The organism is Congregibacter sp., from assembly GCF_047617445.1.
GTDB lineage: Bacteria > Pseudomonadota > Gammaproteobacteria > Pseudomonadales > Halieaceae > Congregibacter.
Map to the genome: position 1 here is coordinate 23,448 of NZ_JBLGBE010000029.1, position 16,449 is coordinate 39,896.

Consider the following 16,449-nt stretch of genomic DNA (forward strand, 5'->3'; position numbering starts at 1 on the left):
AGTGTTGGACGCTCTCACCAAAATCGATCTTTTCTTAGCAAGGGGCAATTATTCAGCAAGAAGCACACAGTTGGTCGATTCACAATGAATGGGCGGGTTTGCTCAAAAGTGAGCTTGAGGCGGAGTACATGAAGGCGTTGTTCGCGTTTCTTGGCGAGCGCAGAGCGAGTGGTGTTGAGATATATCCTCCACCAGAACAAGTCTTTTCTGCCTTCGAGCTAACGCCACCGCAAAAGGTCCGGGTGGTAATTCTTGGGCAGGATCCCTACCACAACCCGGGGCAGGCGCATGGGCTGTGCTTTTCGGTCAATTCCGGCACGCCTGTCCCGCCTTCCCTTGGGAATGTACTTCGAGAGTTGCAAGCGGACTTAGGCTTTAGCCTTCCATTGCAGGCTTGCCTCAACGAATGGGCTGGTCAGGGAGTATTGCTGTTAAACACAGTGCTTACCGTCGAGCGTAACTGCCCCGGGTCGCATCAGGGTAAAGGTTGGGAGCGATTTACCGATCGCGTGATTCGCCTTCTGTCCCAGAGCGATCAACCGCTGGTGTTTATGCTTTGGGGGGCGCAGGCACAGAAAAAAGGCGGCGCTATCGACGTAAGCAAACATTGCGTGCTTACAACGTCGCATCCCTCGCCACTAAGCGCCTACCGTGGTTTTTTGGGATGTGGGCACTTCTCAAAGGCCAATACGTTTTTCCACTCGCAAGGCTTGCCGGCGATTGATTGGTCCTTGTCGGATTAAGTCCATACTCAAGCACTGACGCTTAGGTATTTTGACTCTGATCCAGACCCAGAGGCTTTAGCTCCCCGCCGGTTTTTAGAAACAAACGGTTGTTTAGGTGATTGCTTTGAACTTCAGCCGCCAGTAAAGAGCGGGCATCGGGGGCGTTTTCGACGCGCAGGCAACGACCTACAGGCTTTCCCTCAGTTGTGAGAAGTGGCGTGTCGCGCGCGATGGCCTCCACAATCTCTGCGGTCTCAAAGATTTGTAGGCGGCGCTTGCTTTGGCCTTTGTAATGCAGCCGGGCAACAATTTCCTGTCCCGTGTAGCAACCTTTGTCAAAGGCGACGACGCCAGTGAGATCATAATTCAGTGCTTGAGGAATGAAGGCTTCATAATCCTCAAGTTCCAGCGCGTAGTGTCCGCTTCGCAATGTCTCCATCGCCCAGCGAGGTTCTGTGTCGATGCTGCGATCGGCGACGAGACTCGCAAGATCTTTGGGGTTCTTTGCATCCACGCTGATGATCTCACCGTATCTGGGGCCGCGTTGCAAGGACAGAATCCCTGCGTCTAGGGACACTGGCATGCTGCCCGCCGATAGCGTCTGAGAGGCAGGAGCGTCCTGCGTTTGACGTACTCCAATGACAGCGTCTTTGCGGGGGTCCAACTCCACGCTAATTCGGGAGAACTGGGCATAGCGGTGCAGCGTCTCGGCCACCCTTGAGGCGAGGGATCGGCGCAGTCGCAGCATGAGGTGAGAATCACTCAGCTGTAAAACAATGACATCACTGAGTACGCGCCCTTTAACGTTGCATAGGGCGCCCATTACAGCTGCGCTGGGAGACAGCTGGCGCGTGTCGCAAGTCAGTTGTCCCTGCAGGAACTCAGGAATCTTGCTCCCGCGCAGGTGAATCATGGTTTCGTTGGGTAAAAAGCAGGCAAAACCGCTCACGATTACTCCTTATTGCTCATTGAACTTGCCGTAGCATTTACGAAGCGCGGATCATAACCCGGAGGTCGACTCAGTTATACTTCCTGGCTTTGGAAAATTGAGAATCTCGCATGGACGAAGAACATAAGCGCATGCGCTGGGCGAGTCGCAGAGGCATGCTTGAGCTTGATCTAATTCTTGAGCCCTTCATACGCTTGCACTATGCGCAGTTGGATGACGAAGATCGCGGAAGCTACCGCGATTTAATGACTTGTCAGGATCAGGAGCTCTTCGATTGGTTTTTGCGCAAGCAAGTCCCAGAAAATGCCCAGCATGCCGATATGATCAGCATGATATTGAATGCGCGACGACCTGAGGATACACCTCAGTAAGTCCTCGCAGCTGCGTGGCCTGATTCGCACATTGTGCTTGCTTTCTGGCTTGAGTGTCTTTGCAAGTTGCTACAGCGCAGACTTTCGACTACTCCTGACGGCTATGGGTTTTGCCGTTCTGGCGCATAGTCTGGCGCAAATGGATCCTTTTGGAATCACACTTGCCGGTAGCTCAATCCGTCACCCAAGAGGAGAGTGGTTGTGTACGCTACACAGTCACGCTTTGGTGTCTCACTGCGAATTGCGCGCCCATGGTACGTTGGCCAGTGTGCTTTGGTTGGACTGCAGTTTAGAGGGCTCGGTCCCTGGAGATCACGGCTTAGCTAAGAGTCTGTTGGTTTTTCACGACGCGATGTCCGACGAACAATGGCGCTTGCTGCGCCGCCAGTTGCGCCTGGAATCCCGTACTCACTCGTCTTAGTTTCGATAGTTGTCCGGGACAAGAATCGTGTCTATTGGCTCGGGTAATAACTCAGGATAATCAAGCGTGTAGTGCAGTCCACGGCTTTCACATCGTTCAATAGCGCAGCGAATCATGAGTTCAGCTACCATCGCTAAGTTGCGCAACTCAAGGAGGTCATTGGTGACTTTGTAGTTGCTGTAGTACTCGGCAATTTCTCCTTGGAGTAAACCGGCGCGGCGCAGCGCTCGCTGAAGTCGTTTGTTGGTGCGGACGATTCCTACGTAGTCCCACATGAATCGTCGAAGCTCATGCCAGTTATGAGAGATCACCACATCTTCATCTGAATTCGTCACCTGACTCTCATCCCATGGCGGTGGGCTTTGGACGATGCTGCCTTGCAAATCCTGGGTACTGATATGCCTCGCTGCGACTTGTGCGTAGACCAGACACTCCAGAAGGGAGTTACTCGCCATGCGGTTAGCGCCGTGAAGCCCCGTGAATGAACATTCGCCGATGGCGTAAAGCCCCTCCACATCGGTGCGACCCTGACTGTCCACCATAACGCCGCCGCAAGTGTAGTGTGCCGCGGGTACTACCGGTATCCGATCCTGTGTAATGTCGATTCCGTATTCAAGGCAGCGCTCGTAAATTGTAGGGAAATGCTGGCGAACAAAGCCGGGATCGCGGTGGGAGATATCCAGATACACACAGTCGGCTCCCAGTCGTTTCATTTCGTGATCTATGGCACGAGCTACGATATCCCTGGGGGCCAGTTCTGCGCGCTCGTCGAAGCGCGGCATAAATCGGTCACCGTTGGGGAGTAATAGATGAGCGCCCTCGCCGCGGAGTGCTTCGGTAATGAGAAACGATTTTGCTTCCGGGTGATACAGGCAGGTGGGATGGAATTGGTTGAACTCGAGGTTCGCAACTCGACATCCAGCGCGCCATGCTATGGCGATTCCATCGCCGCTAGCACCGTCGGGGTTGCTGGTGTACAGATAGACTTTACTAGCGCCTCCGCTGGCGAGCACTACCGCGCCTGCTTCAAAGAGGTCAACGCGGTCCTTCTCTTCGTCCAGGACATAGATTCCCTTACAGCGGCCTTCCTTGATCACAAGGTCTACTGCTATGCGTCCCGGGAGTAAATCAATGTTGTCAGCCTGGCGGGCCCGTTGTTCCAGAACTTCACCAATGGCGCCACCGGTGCGGTCGGCCGCGTGCACGATTCGGCGGTGGCTATGCCCCCCCTCCTGCGCGAGGTGATACTCAGGCGACTGGGTCTGATCTATGTCATCCCGAAGGTCAAAGTCGACTCCCAATGAGACTAGCCAGTCGACGGTTTCTCGGCTGTGAGACACCGTGAGTTCCACTGCATCCCTGTGGCAAAGGCCCGCGCCAGCTCGAAGAGTGTCATCTACATGGGCGTCGACGCTGTCTCGGGCATGCAGTACTGCCGCCATTCCGCCTTGTGCCCAATAGGTAGAGCTCTGCTTGACGTCCCCTTTGGAGAGAACCGCGATGCGATAATGTGTTGGAAGTCGTAAGGCAAGCGCCAGCCCTGCGGCGCCTCGCCCGATGATCACAACGTCGTGGCGATAATGCGTACTCATTTCCCGGCAGGAGTCCTTATAAAGAAAACTGAATGACAGGTATCATGCCTGTTTTAACCATATACGGGTACAGTGATTCTTCAGAGCCGCCGGTGCAGGTCTATAAGGTAAATAATTCACAGGGAACTGCGGAGAGTTACGGGTGTCCATAATTAGCAGGTGGGGCAGCATGCGGTTGCTGACGCCGTGCATCAGGGAGGAGTGCGACGTTTGACCGCTTCGGTCACAGATAAACAGTTGGTTGTGCGGGTTCAAAAAGGCGATAAAGGCGCCTTTGATCTGTTGGTTATCAAATATCAACAGAAAATCATGAGCCTCATCAGCCGCTACGTGCGTGACGCAGACGAGGTGCAGGACGTGGCCCAAGAAGCGTTTATCAAGGCGTATCGAGCGCTGCCCGGATTTCGGGGGGATAGCGCTTTTTACACGTGGCTGTATCGCATTGCGATCAACACCGCCAAGAATCATCTTGTTTCGCGCTCCCGGCGACCACCAGGGTCAGATGTAGATGTCGATGACGCCCAGTACCTTGAGGTGGGTGATGCTTTGCGCGATCAAGAGACACCGGAAAGTGCGTTGTTTGGTGAAGAGTTGAGAACGAGAGTCAACGGTGCGCTTGATGCGCTGCCAGATGATTTACGCACTGCGGTAACTTTACGGGAATTTGATGGTCTCAGTTATGAGGAAATCGCCGAAGTGATGGAGTGCCCGGTAGGTACGGTGCGTTCAAGGATTTTTCGTGCCCGAGAAGCGATTGACAAAACAGTGCAACTGCAAATGGACGGTTTTTAGTGCGGCAGCAGGCAGTCATGTCGCAGTGGGTTGAATTTAGAGCGTACAAATTGCGCCACGGGCGTAGACTGTATGCGTTGATTCTGGGGCGGCGGTATCAGTATCAAGCAAGTAAGACAGGCAAAAGTATTTATGAGTAGCGGAGATAGACAGTATGCGTAATGCCGAGAGCGCTAGTCCGGGTGCGACGCCACAGGAAACATTGTCGGCGCTGGCCGATAACGAGGCGCAGGAACTTGAGCTTCGACGCGTTCTGCGCGAGCTGGACGGTGCCCCCGAGTTGCGCGAGCACTGGTATCGCCTGCATGCCGCACGTTCGGTAATGCACGGTGAGGCTGTGCGACCCGCTCCGGATTTTGCGATGTCGGTGCGAGCGGCTATCGACGCGGAGCCTGAGCTGCAACAAAGTAGCTCTGGGAATTGGCGTCGGGCATTCGGCAGCTTTGCGGTAGCGGCGTCCGTTGCAGCGGTTGTGGTGGTTGGAGGGCAGCAATTGGCGCTGACTTATGCAGGAGGAGATGCTGATCTTGTGGCACGAGTGGCACCATTGCCTGTCGGTGTGGTGAATACCACCGGTGCAGTCCCTGTGCAGGCGAGTTTTGGCACGCGTGCATTACCTACACTCCAGCCCGCCGATCGAACGGCCTACCGAGAGCTCGCTCGGCAACGACTCCGTCGATACAGTCAGGAGCACGCGGAGCACTCATCATTAAATACACCTGAGGGAATGTTGCCCTTCGCCCGCGTTCCGGTGATTGAGCAGTAGGTGAAAGCCCTTCTCATGAAATGGCCAGTCAGCCGGGAGCATGACGTAGTTCATGCCGACTGCAATGCAAACAACACAGGCTATTCGCGCCTTTTTATGGCTGCTTTTCTCTGCTTGATTGTCCCTGCAACTGCGTTAGCACAGCAGCAGTGCGAGGCACTTGATCCAGCAGTCGCCCGGCTATTACAAGCAATGTCTAACAACGCTCAGCAGGTGAGTTATAGCGGAGTGGTCACTTTGCAGCGTGGCGGCGACATGCAAATCATGGAGCTGTCTCATAGTGTTTCCAACGGGCAGGCCTCCGAGGAGCTGTCGAGGCTAACCGGACAGGACGCTCGCGTTGAACGATCGGGACATCCTACGGACTGTATGCATCCCGGCCATCAGTTATTAAGAGCCACCGATACGCTCAAAGGCTCGTATTGCGGACTCGCATCGGTTTACAAGTTTAGGTTGCAGCCCGGTGATCGTATCGCCGGTCGCGAGTCCTTGCGTCTTCGTGCGGAGCCCCGGGACATGTACCGCTTTGGACATGTGCTTGAGTTGGACCAAGATACGGCCTTGATTCTTAAGTCCTCGATTTTTGCAGCGGATCAGAGTGTTCTGGAGCAGTTTCAGTTCGCTAGCCTCTCCATGGCTCCCGGCGATCCGAAAGAAGCGGTGGTGGCTCACGAGGCGAGCCATCCGCATCCTCAGGAGTCCGAGCATTTGAGGGCGGGGCCTGCCTGGGAGCTAGCGTGGCTCCCGGACGGATTTATGGCCACAGATTCGACACCTATAAAGTCTCAGAGAAAGAGCTATACCGATGGCTTGTCATCATTTTCGGTTTTTCTGGAGCCTTTAAGTGTGGCGATCAAACCGGGGGAGGGCGTTGAGCGTCAGGGCAGCACCGTGGCTTACACGCGAGGAGTGCTGCTTCAACGTAGACCGGTGCTGATAACAGTGCTGGGCGAGATTCCTACAAACACGGCGCGCATGTTGGCGGATTCTGTGAGGCTCCGCTGATGTACTGCGGTTGGCTTGATTACTGATGCTAACTGAAACTGCTCGCGTAGTTGCCCTGGAACGAGACTCGGTCTGGGTTGAAACGTTGCGACAATCCAGCTGTGGGGGCTGCGCAGCTCGCTCTGGCTGCGGCCATGGCATGATTAACAGCGCCCGGCCCGGTGTTTCACAGGGTTTGATCAAAGCGCTGTTGCCGGTCGACAAAACGTTGACCGTGAGTATTCATGACACTGTCCAGATTGCTTTACCCGAGCGAGGGTTTCTACGAGCTGCATGGATGCTTTACGCAATGCCGCTGCTGATGACGGTTTTTGCGGCGGTACTCGCAGATCAGCTCTGGACGCCCTCGTCGCTCTCGCAGGCCGCTCTTGACCTGCGAGTGACCCTGGCAGCCATTGCTGGGCTGGCGGCGGGGCTGTTGCTGCTTAGGACAATGAGTCGTCGTATGAGCCACGATGCTGAGTTTCAGCCTCGAGTGACCGGGGTCAGCTGATCCGAAGCCACGCTCCCAGCGAGCCGTTGATACCAACTTATTTCTAGACTGACCTTGATTTTGGAGAGACCAATGAGACATCTTTTAGGAGGCCTTAGGGTAACACTGCTGAGCGCCGCAACCCTGGCTTTGCTGTTGTCGGCCTCGGTTAGCTGGGCTGTGGAGTTGCCTGATTTCACGAAAATTGTTGCGCAGCAATCGCCTGCGGTGGTCAAAATCATCGTTGAGGGGAGCGCGCCTAACAGTGGCCAAAACATCAACGAAGAAGAAATTCCGGAATTTCTCCGGCGTTATTTCCAGATGCCCGATCCACCCCAAAGCCCCCAGAGACCACAGGAACGGATGGCCACTGGGTCTGGCTTTATTATTTCGGATGATGGATACGTGGTGACCAATCATCACGTTGTAGAGGATGCCGATGTAGTCACAGTGCGCCTCTCTGATCGCCGGGAGTACGAGGCAGAAATTGTAGGGCTCGATCCGCGTTCAGATCTCGCATTGCTGCGAATCGAGGCAGAAAAGCTGCCTTTTCTGGTATTGGGTGTCGACGATGCACTGCAGGTGGGTGAGTGGGTGTTGGCTATCGGGTCTCCCTTTGGGCTTGATTACTCCGTGACAGCCGGCATTGTCAGCGCTAAAGGCCGGAGTCTCCCTACCCGCAGTCGAGAGAACTATGTGCCCTTTATTCAAACTGATGTCGCAATCAACCCGGGTAATTCGGGCGGACCGCTGTTCAATTTGAAGGGCGAGGTCGTAGGAGTGAACTCACAGATATTCACCACCCGCGCAGGTGGCTCTATTGGGCTTTCATTCGCGATCCCAGTGAATGTAGTGCGCAATGTAGTCAATCAATTGAAAGACGGTGGCACGGTGACCCGCGGATGGCTGGGGGTCACGATTCAGAATGTAGATCGTAACCTCGGCGAGTCTTTTGGTCTTGATCGCCCCAGAGGCGCTCTCATCTCTCAAATTGCTGGCGATGGACCTGCCGCCAAGTCGGGCCTTGAGCCCGGCGACATCATTATTGAATTTGACGGCGAGCCCATCGAAACCTCAGCAGATCTCCCCCACGTGGTGGGTCTGATTGCCCCAGGTGCTGAGGTTGACGTGGTTATAGTCAGGGATCGGAAGCAAAAAACCATTGAGGTCGAAGTAGGTGGCCTGGATGCAGATGACAGCGTCGATCAAGCCTATCGAAACGGAGACGCAGAGACCGAACGGGGTGGACGCATTGGTATCGTGGTTGAAGAAGCCCCCCAAGAGATGCTGTCACGCTGGGGTATTGCTGGTGGCGTGGTCGTGCGCAGCGTAGAGCCTGAATCCCCAGCGGAAGAGGCGGGCTTAATGCCCGGTGATGTGATCACCGCTGTGGGTGCTACGCCAGTACGCTCTTTGGATGCCTTTAGTGACATTGTGGGGGAGCTTGAAGATGGTGCATCAGTGCCTTTGCGATTAATTCGGCGGGGTTCACCGATGTTTATTGGCCTGCGCCTAGGTGAGTGACGCTGTGCCGGAGGCCCCGTAGCAGGTATTCAGTGACTCGTCGTACTCGTGGCGACGGGGGCCTCACTGGGCTACAATGCCGCGCTTTTTGCCGGGACCTCAGTTGGGGTTCCGCCTTGCGTTGTCTTAATGAGCATGCCCCTTGAGTGACATTGATCACATCCGTAATTTTTCTATCATAGCCCACATCGATCATGGGAAGTCCACGCTGGCCGATCGTTTTATTCAGCACTGCGGAGGTCTGAGCTCTCGGGAGATGCAGGCCCAGGTCCTTGATTCTATGGACATTGAGCGCGAGCGCGGCATTACGATCAAGGCGCAAAGCGTTACCTTGGATTATCACGCTAAGAATGGCGAGACTTACCAGCTTAATTTTATTGACACCCCCGGACACGTGGACTTTTCCTACGAGGTTTCGCGTTCTCTGGAAGCCTGCGAAGGCGCATTGCTCGTCGTAGATGCCGGCCAGGGTGTTGAAGCGCAGTCGGTGGCTAATTGCTATACCGCTCTTGAGCTGGGTCTTGAGGTATTGCCGATCCTGAACAAAATGGATCTTCCTCAGGCTGATCCGGACCGGGTACGTGTAGAGATCGAAGAGATTATCGGGATTGATGCGACGGAGGCCTGCCTGGTTTCAGCTAAGTCTGGCCTGGGCATCGAGGACGCACTTGAATACCTCGTAAAGCATATTCCACCCCCCGAGGGTGATCGGGACGCCCCCTTGCAGGCTCTGATTATTGATAGCTGGTTTGATAACTATCTCGGCGTAGTGTCACTGGTGCGCGTGAAGCAAGGCGTGCTGAAACGGCGCGACCGTATTATCACCAAGTCAACGGGCAAGCAGCATCAGGTCGACGGCCTGGGTATTTTTACCCCCAAGCGCGAAGCCCGGGAGATCTTGCAAGCGGGCGAAGTTGGGTACGTCGTTGCGGGTATCAAGGAAATTCTTGGCGCTCCGGTGGGGGACACTCTGGTGCATGCCAAGACTCCCGATGTACCTTCCTTGCCCGGCTTCAAAATGGTTAAGCCGCAGGTTTATGCGGGCATTTTTACGGTCTCAACCGACGATTATGAAGACTTTCGTGACGCACTAGCCAAACTGACTCTTAACGATGCGTCATTGTTCTATGAACCCGAGACATCCGACGCTCTGGGATTCGGGTTTCGCTGTGGTTTCCTGGGCATGCTGCATATGGAGATCATTCAGGAGCGCCTGGAGCGGGAATACGATCTCGATCTCATCACTACCGCGCCGACCGTTGTTTATGAAGTGCGCAACAAGCGCGGCGAAGTTATGCGCGTGGATAATCCCTCGGCGCTTCCAGACCTGGGCGACATCGATGAGATGCGCGAGCCCATTGCCCGGTGCAATATTCTTGTGCCGCAGGATTATCTCGGAAACGTTATCGGCCTCTGCGTGGAAAAGCGGGGAGAGCAGCGCGACATGCAGTTTCTTGGGTCTCAGGTATCGCTGACCTACGATATTCCTATGGCCGATGTGGTTCTGGACTTTTTCGACAGACTGAAGTCAGTGAGCCGAGGCTACGCCTCGCTAGACTATAGTTTTGACCGTTTCGAAGCGGCTACATTGTCTCGACTTGATGTACTTATCAATGGTGACCGAGTTGACGCACTCGCACTCATCGTCCATTCCGATCAGGTCGAGTATCGCGGTCGCCAGCTGACTGAGAAAATGAAGGAACTGATTCCTCGGCAGATGTTTGATGTCGCGATTCAGGCGGCGGTAGGCGGTAAAATTGTTGCAAGGCAAACTGTAAAAGCGCTGCGCAAAAATGTGACTGCCAAGTGTTATGGCGGCGATGTGAGCCGTAAGCGCAAGCTGCTGGACAAACAGAAAGCAGGTAAGAAGCGTATGAAACAGGTGGGCAATGTAGAGATCCCGCAGTCGGCTTTCTTGGCTGTACTTAGAGTAGATTGATTATGTGTCCTTCGAAAGTGATTAACAGGAGCGCTTATGTCGCTTGATTTTCCGCTGATTTTGGTGATTCTCGTGTTTGGCACCGGGCTCATCTGGCTGGCGGATCGCTTGCTATGGGCGCCGGGTCGGCAGCGAAGTCTCGACGCCCTCTGTACGGAGTATCCTGAGTGGAATCAAAATGGCTCGGCGGATGCGAAACGCTTCACGGTCGCTGCGGAGACTCTGCCTCGAGAATCGACGATCGTCGAGTATTCTCGGTCATTCTTTCCCGTCCTTGCCGTAGTTTTTGTTTTGCGAAGTTTTCTGGCGGAGCCCTTTCAGATTCCATCGTCTTCCATGGTGCCCACACTTGAGGTCGGTGATTACATACTGGTCAACAAGTTCGTCTACGGCATTCGGCTCCCGGTATTGAGGACCAAAGTGCTGTCTATCAGCGAGCCCAAGCGCGGTGATGTCATGGTGTTTTTTCCGCCGCATCTGAATAAGACGTATTACATTAAGCGCGTCATTGGCTTGCCCGGTGATGTGGTGAGTTATCGCAGTAAGCGCCTTTATGTGAACGGAGAGCCGATTCCTTTTGAGCCACTGGCGGAGGTGCCCGACGGTCGCTCTCGTTATCAGATGGGTATCTCGCAGCTCGGGGGTAAGAATCATCTCCAGCAGGTTAATCTTATGCGTCCCGGACGAGACTTTACGGTCACGGTGAAAGCGGGGCACTACTTTATGATGGGTGATAATCGCGACAATAGCTCCGATAGCCGCGTTTGGGGGCAGGTGAGTGAGCGCGATATAGTAGGCAAGGCCTTTGCGATTTGGATGCATTGGGATTCACTGTTTAGCATCCCAAGATTTGATCGTGTGGGTGGTATCGAATAAGTCCGCTCACGGCGGACAGTCACCGAGGGGGCGGCTATGAAAACGCTAATTAAGCAGCAGGGAATGGGCATGCTGGGCATGCTAACTATCGGTGTGATGGTGGGTTTCTTTGTGATGTCCGGGATTCGTATTGCGCCGGGATTGATCGAGTACCAGACCATTCGTGAGTTGGTGATTCAAGCAGCAGAGGGATACGACGATGACGAAGATACTATTGCAGATATTCGTCGCGCGCTCTCCGGTAGTTTCAATATGAATCAGATCAAGACGATCAAACCTAGAGATATAGAGATTATTCGTAAAGACGGAAAAGTCATGCTTAATGCTAATTACGAGGATCGTATCCCCTTGTTTTGGCGCATTGACGTGGTCGTTAAATATGACGATCTGGTGTTCGTTGCCGGTGAGGTTTACAACGACGAGTGATGGATGCGCAGCAGTGGTTGGAGCGGCAGTTTGGTTGCCGGCTGAACAACGGTGCATTACTCACGCAGGCTCTTTCCCATAGGAGCGTTGGCAGTCGTAATAATGAGCGTCTGGAGTTCTTGGGTGACTCGGTACTTGGTTACATCGTCAGTGAAGAACTTTATGCGCGTTTCCCCGATGCCGATGAGGGCCAGCTTAGCCGGCTCAGGGTGTCCCTGGTAAAAGGTAGCGCGCTCGCCGCGGTCGCCCGAGAGCTGGAATTGGGTGAGCAGCTACGCTTAGGCGCGGGGGAGAGGCACGGTGGTGGTCGCCGGCGTGACTCGATTCTTGCAGATACTCTCGAGGCCTTGTTGGGCGCAATCGCTCTGGATCTGGGTATAGAAGGCTGCCGTACAGCAATCTCCAAGGTTTTTAAAAGTCGCTTTGAGAGTCTTAAGCTCGAACAAGCGCGCAAAGATCCAAAAACTCGACTGCAGGAGTTGCTCCAGGGCACTGGCCGTCCTTTACCGGAATATGTTTTGCGCGAAGCGGCCGGCGAAGAACATGCGCGAATATTCACCGTTGCCTGTGAGTTGTCAGATGGTGACGAAGTAGCCGAAGGCGTTGGCGAAAGCCGCCGTACTGCGGAACAGGCCGCTGCGACAGCAGTGTTGATCCAACTGGGGGAATCATGAGCGAAGAAAAACGCTGCGGTTACGTGGCGATTGTAGGCCGACCCAACGTCGGTAAATCTACCTTGTTGAATCATCTGCTGGGGCAAAAGCTTTCCATTACCTCGCGTAAACCCCAGACCACGCGTCACCAAGTTCTCGGAATCAAAACCACCGACTCTGCACAGATGTTGTTTGTCGACACCCCGGGTATTCACGGTGGTCAGGATCGGGCACTGAACCGCTTTATGAACCGTACGGCGAGTGCGGCCCTTGCCGCGGTAGATATTGCCGTCATGGTCGTAGATCGGGGGGAGTGGCGTGACGATGACGAGCGGGTGCTGAAAAGCTGTGTGGCGAGTAATGTGCCGTTGCTGCTTGTGATTAACAAAGTTGATCTCGAGGATAATCCTAATGCCATTTTGCCTAGTCTGGAGACTCTGGCTCCGCGGGCGGATTTTGCGGCGTTGATCCCGCTCTCTGCTCTGCGGGGTCGAAACCTCGAGGTACTCGAAACAGAGATCGTAAAGCGGCTGCCTAAGGCTCCGTTTTTGTTTGAAGAAGATGAGATAACCGATCGGAGCACGCGCTTTTTGGTTGCTGAGATTGTGCGGGAAAAAATCACCCGTCAACTCGGTGACGAGCTGCCTTACTCCACGACGGTAGAGATTGAGGAGTACGGTCATGAGGGTGGAATCGTACATATCTCCGCGGTCATACTCGTAGAGCGCAAAGGACAGAAGGCTATTCTCATCGGTCAAAAAGGCAGCCGATTACGCCTAATAGGCACGGATGCGCGCAAGGACATCGAGAAACTGGTGGACAGCAAGGTCATGCTTAATCTTTGGGTGAAAGTAAAATCTGGTTGGTCGGACGATGAGCGAGCGTTGCGGAGTCTGGGCTATGACGATGGGCGTTGAGCGTCATAGACCGTCTGGCTGATGCGCGTACAGCTGCAGCCTTGTTATCTTTTGCATCGACGTCCCTTTCGCGACAATAGCGAATTGCTCGATGTTTTTAGCGTTGAGCACGGGCGTTTAGGCCTGATTGCCCGAGGACTAAGTCGTCGCCGGCGCGGTGGCCCCTTGGGTGCCATTTTGCAGCCCTTTCGTCCATTGTTATTGAGTTTCAGCGGTAAGGGTGAGCTTCTCACGCTCACGGGTGCTGAATCTGGCGGTGAACTGCCACCCTTGCATGGCGAAGCTCTGCTCAGCGCCTTCTACCTCAACGAACTCCTGCTTCGCTTACTGCAGCGATTTGAAGTCCAGCCTGCCGTGTTCACAGCCTATGGTGCTGCGATCGCCGACCTGTCGGATATCGCGAGCGTGGCGAGTGCGAGAACTGCGCTTGAACCCGCGTTACGACGCTTCGAGTTTCGACTCCTTGAGGAGCTCGGTTATGCCGTGGACTTATCCACCGATGCTTCTCGGGGCGCCGCGATTCGTGCGGAGGCTCGTTATGTTCTTGTACCGGATTTTGGTTTCCGGGAGACATCAGCCTCGGCCGCTTCAAACGTCAGTTTCGCCGGCACAGAGATCATGGCCATCGCTCAAGGGCGTTTCGAAGCGGGTAACGGATTGGCCGCCAAACGTATGGTAAGAGCCTTGCTACGTCCGCATCTCGGTGCAGCGCCGCTGCGCTCCCGGAGTATGTTTGAGACTGCGGGCGGGCCGCAGGTACACGCTGACGAACAAGTAGAGATAGGTGACACTTGATAGGGATTGGCACAGATATTGTTGAGATAGCTAGAATCGAAGCGGTTTGGCGTCGCCATGGGGAGCGGTTTGAGCAGCGAATTCTCACCCCGAATGAGATCTTGATGTGTCATACAAAAGCGCAACCCTGGCGCTACCTGGCGAAGCGCTTTGCTGCAAAAGAGGCCATTGCCAAGAGTATAGGTACGGGTATCGGAATCGAGTTGAGTTGGCAGGATATTGAACTACGTGCGGCTGAAACAGGTGCTCCGGTGGTGCACTTATCGCCCCGAGGCAGTGCAGTGGCCCACAACAAGGGGGGTAGTAAGGTTATTTTGACGCTGTCTGACGAGCGCGCTTATGCAGTGGCATTCGCCGTGTTGCTGGCATAAGGTGATCGCGGTTTTACCTATGAAAATGGCGAGCGTCCACAGGGGTTGCAGGAACTGATATGCCGGATTATCCAACTATTGAGGCCTGTATTGGTGGCACACCGCTTGTGCGCTTACAGCGTCTACCGGGAGCTACGAGCAACGTTTTGTTGGCCAAGCTGGAAGGCGATAACCCTGCCGGCTCGGTAAAGGATCGTCCCGCGATGAGTATGATTGCCGAGGCTGAAGCGCGTGGGGATATCTCTCCCGGTGATACGATTATCGAAGCCACGAGTGGCAATACAGGCATAGCGCTGGCCATGGCAGCAGCGGTGCGTGGTTATAGGATGCGACTGATTATGCCCGCCAGTGCCAGCAGTGAGCGGAAACAGGCTATGCGTGCTTACGGCGCAGAACTCATCGAGGTTACGGCAGAAGAGGGAATGGAAGGTGCCCGGGATCTCGCTCATATGATGCGTGATGCGGGTGAGGGTATCGTTTTGGACCAGTTTGCCAATCCAGATAATCCTTTGGCGCACTATCGTGGAACCGGACCAGAAATTTGGCAGCAGACGGCGGGGGAAATTACGCACTTTGTGAGTTCTATGGGGACGACCGGTACGATTATGGGTTGTTCCGCGTATTTCAAAACTCAAAATCCTCATATCGAAATCGTCGGGCTTCAGCCTAAGGAAGGGGCCAGTATTCCAGGTATTCGGCGTTGGCCGAAGGCCTACCTGCCACGTATTTTTGAGCCTGCTCGGGTTGACCGTGTGCTGGATATTTCACAGGACGAGGCTGAGGATGCGATGCGTGCCCTGGCACGCGAAGAGGGCATTTTCTGTGGTGTTTCGGCGGGAGGCGCGGTGGCGGGGGCATTGCGTGTCTCGGCTGAGGTAGAGAATGCGACGATTGTGATGATCATCTGTGATCGTGGTGATCGCTACCTGTCTACCGGCGTGTTCGACAAGGACTGATACGATGGTCCAAGTCCGCGAACAAAGCTACTTTTCAAGTGATGGTGCTGTAGACCCACAAGCTTGGCTTGACCAGCTTCCCGAAGCCGAGGCTCTCTCTAAGGTAAGTGCCGAGCGCTTGCGCGACGCCTTGGATGCTTTACATGACGCCGCTCAAATTCCAGGAATAGACACCGGTGATTGGGCTCGGGATTCAAATTGTGAATGGGCAGGGATAGAGTCTGCGCAGATTCTCGCGGAGCTGCGGGTCGGGGCGAACTGTCTCATCGCCGGCCTACTCTATCGCGCTGTGCGCGAACAGCGGCTGGGAATCAGCGATGTTGAAGCGCGTTTTGGCAAAGCAGTGACGGACCTTCTTCGAGGGGCTTTGCGAATGGCCACGATTGCCGACTTACGCAATCCTAGTGATGCTGCGGTACTGGAGGAAGCAGAGCGGCAGCGCGACAATATTCGGCAGATGCTGGTAGCGATTGTTGATGACGTGCAGGTCGCCCTGATAAAACTGGCAGAAAGGACCTGCGCGATTCGCGCTGTCAAAAGTGATAAGACACGGCAAGAGTTGGTGGCGCGAGACGTGTTTGATGTTTATGCGCCGCTCGCCCATCGTCTTGGTATTGGTCACCTCAAGTGGGAGCTTGAGGATCTGTCGTTCCGCTATCTTTACAACGATTCCTACATGCGCATTGCGAAATTGCTAGATGGCAAGCGGCTGGAACGAGATCGTTTTGTTACCCGGGTCATAGCGCAGTTGCGTTCGGTTCTGGGTGGCGCGGGCATTGATGTTGAGGTCAGCGGTCGTTCAAAGCATATCTACAGTATCTGGCGAAAAATGCAGCGTAAGGGCATCGGCTTTTCACAAGTCTATGATATCCGCGCGGTGCGAATTGAGGTGTCCGAAC

General features: G+C 54.6%; 19 protein-coding genes. 17 read left to right on the forward strand and 2 right to left on the reverse strand.

Going from position 1 to position 16,449, the window contains the following annotated elements; genetic code table 11:
* The first annotated feature begins 77 nt into the window (after positions 1-77).
* Positions 78-743, forward strand: coding sequence for a uracil-DNA glycosylase (gene ung / locus ACI9KD_RS08825; RefSeq protein ID WP_414980817.1), 666 nt, complete (start codon positions 78-80; stop codon positions 741-743).
* Positions 744-765: 22 nt separating this feature from the next.
* On the opposite strand, the gene ACI9KD_RS08830 is transcribed toward ung, so the two are convergent.
* Positions 766-1,674, reverse strand: a complete 909-nt coding sequence (locus tag ACI9KD_RS08830) for a YgfZ/GcvT domain-containing protein (RefSeq protein ID WP_414980800.1) — start codon at positions 1,672-1,674, stop codon at positions 766-768.
* Positions 1,675-1,784: 110 nt separating this feature from the next.
* On the opposite strand from ACI9KD_RS08830, the gene ACI9KD_RS08835 reads away from it, so the two are divergent.
* Together ACI9KD_RS08835 and ACI9KD_RS08840 are read left to right on the forward strand one after the other, a co-directional pair.
* The gene (locus tag ACI9KD_RS08835; protein WP_414980801.1) at positions 1,785-2,045 is read left to right on the forward strand and encodes a succinate dehydrogenase assembly factor 2; all 261 of its coding nucleotides are present in this window, start codon (positions 1,785-1,787) and stop codon (positions 2,043-2,045) included.
* Positions 2,014-2,466, forward strand: a complete 453-nt coding sequence (locus ACI9KD_RS08840) for a hypothetical protein (RefSeq protein ID WP_414980802.1) — start codon at positions 2,014-2,016, stop codon at positions 2,464-2,466. Before ACI9KD_RS08835 ends, ACI9KD_RS08840 begins: the two co-directional genes overlap by 32 nt.
* Here the strand turns inward: ACI9KD_RS08840 and nadB are convergent.
* Positions 2,463-4,058: an L-aspartate oxidase gene (gene nadB / locus ACI9KD_RS08845; protein WP_414980803.1), complete on the reverse strand. Its 1,596-nt coding sequence runs from the start codon at positions 4,056-4,058 to the stop codon at positions 2,463-2,465. The two genes, ACI9KD_RS08840 and nadB, sit on opposite strands and share 4 nt — an antisense overlap.
* A gap of 210 nt (positions 4,059-4,268) precedes the next feature.
* On the opposite strand from nadB, the gene rpoE reads away from it, so the two are divergent.
* The 14 genes from rpoE to ACI9KD_RS08915 all read left to right on the forward strand — a co-directional run.
* On the forward strand, positions 4,269-4,850 hold the full coding sequence (rpoE, locus tag ACI9KD_RS08850) for an RNA polymerase sigma factor RpoE (protein ID WP_414980804.1): 582 nt from the start codon (positions 4,269-4,271) through the stop codon (positions 4,848-4,850).
* Positions 4,851-5,004: 154 nt separating this feature from the next.
* A complete protein-coding gene (locus ACI9KD_RS08855; RefSeq protein WP_414980805.1) occupies positions 5,005-5,616 on the forward strand; it encodes a sigma-E factor negative regulatory protein in 612 nt (203 codons plus the stop codon).
* A 96-nt stretch (positions 5,617-5,712) separates the two neighbouring features.
* Positions 5,713-6,621, forward strand: a complete 909-nt coding sequence (locus ACI9KD_RS08860) for a MucB/RseB C-terminal domain-containing protein (RefSeq protein WP_414980818.1) — start codon at positions 5,713-5,715, stop codon at positions 6,619-6,621.
* 25 nt (positions 6,622-6,646) lie between these two features.
* A complete protein-coding gene (locus ACI9KD_RS08865) occupies positions 6,647-7,114 on the forward strand; it encodes a SoxR reducing system RseC family protein (RefSeq protein ID WP_414980806.1) in 468 nt (155 codons plus the stop codon).
* Between the two features lie 72 nt (positions 7,115-7,186).
* Positions 7,187-8,617: a Do family serine endopeptidase gene (locus ACI9KD_RS08870; protein ID WP_414980807.1), complete on the forward strand. Its 1,431-nt coding sequence runs from the start codon at positions 7,187-7,189 to the stop codon at positions 8,615-8,617.
* Positions 8,618-8,759: 142 nt separating this feature from the next.
* Positions 8,760-10,556: a translation elongation factor 4 gene (lepA, locus tag ACI9KD_RS08875; RefSeq protein ID WP_414980808.1), complete on the forward strand. Its 1,797-nt coding sequence runs from the start codon at positions 8,760-8,762 to the stop codon at positions 10,554-10,556.
* A gap of 36 nt (positions 10,557-10,592) precedes the next feature.
* Complete coding sequence (gene lepB / locus ACI9KD_RS08880; protein ID WP_414980809.1) at positions 10,593-11,432, forward strand: signal peptidase I; 840 nt, start codon at positions 10,593-10,595, stop codon at positions 11,430-11,432.
* 36 nt (positions 11,433-11,468) lie between these two features.
* On the forward strand, positions 11,469-11,858 hold the full coding sequence (locus ACI9KD_RS08885; protein WP_414980810.1) for a DUF4845 domain-containing protein: 390 nt from the start codon (positions 11,469-11,471) through the stop codon (positions 11,856-11,858).
* The gene (gene rnc / locus ACI9KD_RS08890) at positions 11,858-12,532 is read left to right on the forward strand and encodes a ribonuclease III (RefSeq protein WP_414980811.1); all 675 of its coding nucleotides are present in this window, start codon (positions 11,858-11,860) and stop codon (positions 12,530-12,532) included. Before ACI9KD_RS08885 ends, rnc begins: the two co-directional genes overlap by 1 nt.
* Positions 12,529-13,428, forward strand: coding sequence for a GTPase Era (gene era, locus ACI9KD_RS08895; protein ID WP_414980812.1), 900 nt, complete (start codon positions 12,529-12,531; stop codon positions 13,426-13,428). Before rnc ends, era begins: the two co-directional genes overlap by 4 nt.
* 21 nt (positions 13,429-13,449) lie before the next feature.
* The gene (recO, locus tag ACI9KD_RS08900) at positions 13,450-14,223 is read left to right on the forward strand and encodes a DNA repair protein RecO (protein WP_414980813.1); all 774 of its coding nucleotides are present in this window, start codon (positions 13,450-13,452) and stop codon (positions 14,221-14,223) included.
* On the forward strand, positions 14,220-14,594 hold the full coding sequence (acpS, locus tag ACI9KD_RS08905) for a holo-ACP synthase (protein WP_414980814.1): 375 nt from the start codon (positions 14,220-14,222) through the stop codon (positions 14,592-14,594). The genes recO and acpS overlap by 4 nt, the downstream gene beginning before the upstream one ends.
* 59 nt (positions 14,595-14,653) lie before the next feature.
* Positions 14,654-15,550, forward strand: coding sequence for a cysteine synthase CysM (cysM, locus tag ACI9KD_RS08910; RefSeq protein ID WP_414980815.1), 897 nt, complete (start codon positions 14,654-14,656; stop codon positions 15,548-15,550).
* 4 nt (positions 15,551-15,554) lie between these two features.
* Positions 15,555-16,449 (forward strand): HD domain-containing protein (locus ACI9KD_RS08915; protein ID WP_414980816.1); only part of this gene is annotated, 895 nt, incomplete at its 3' end.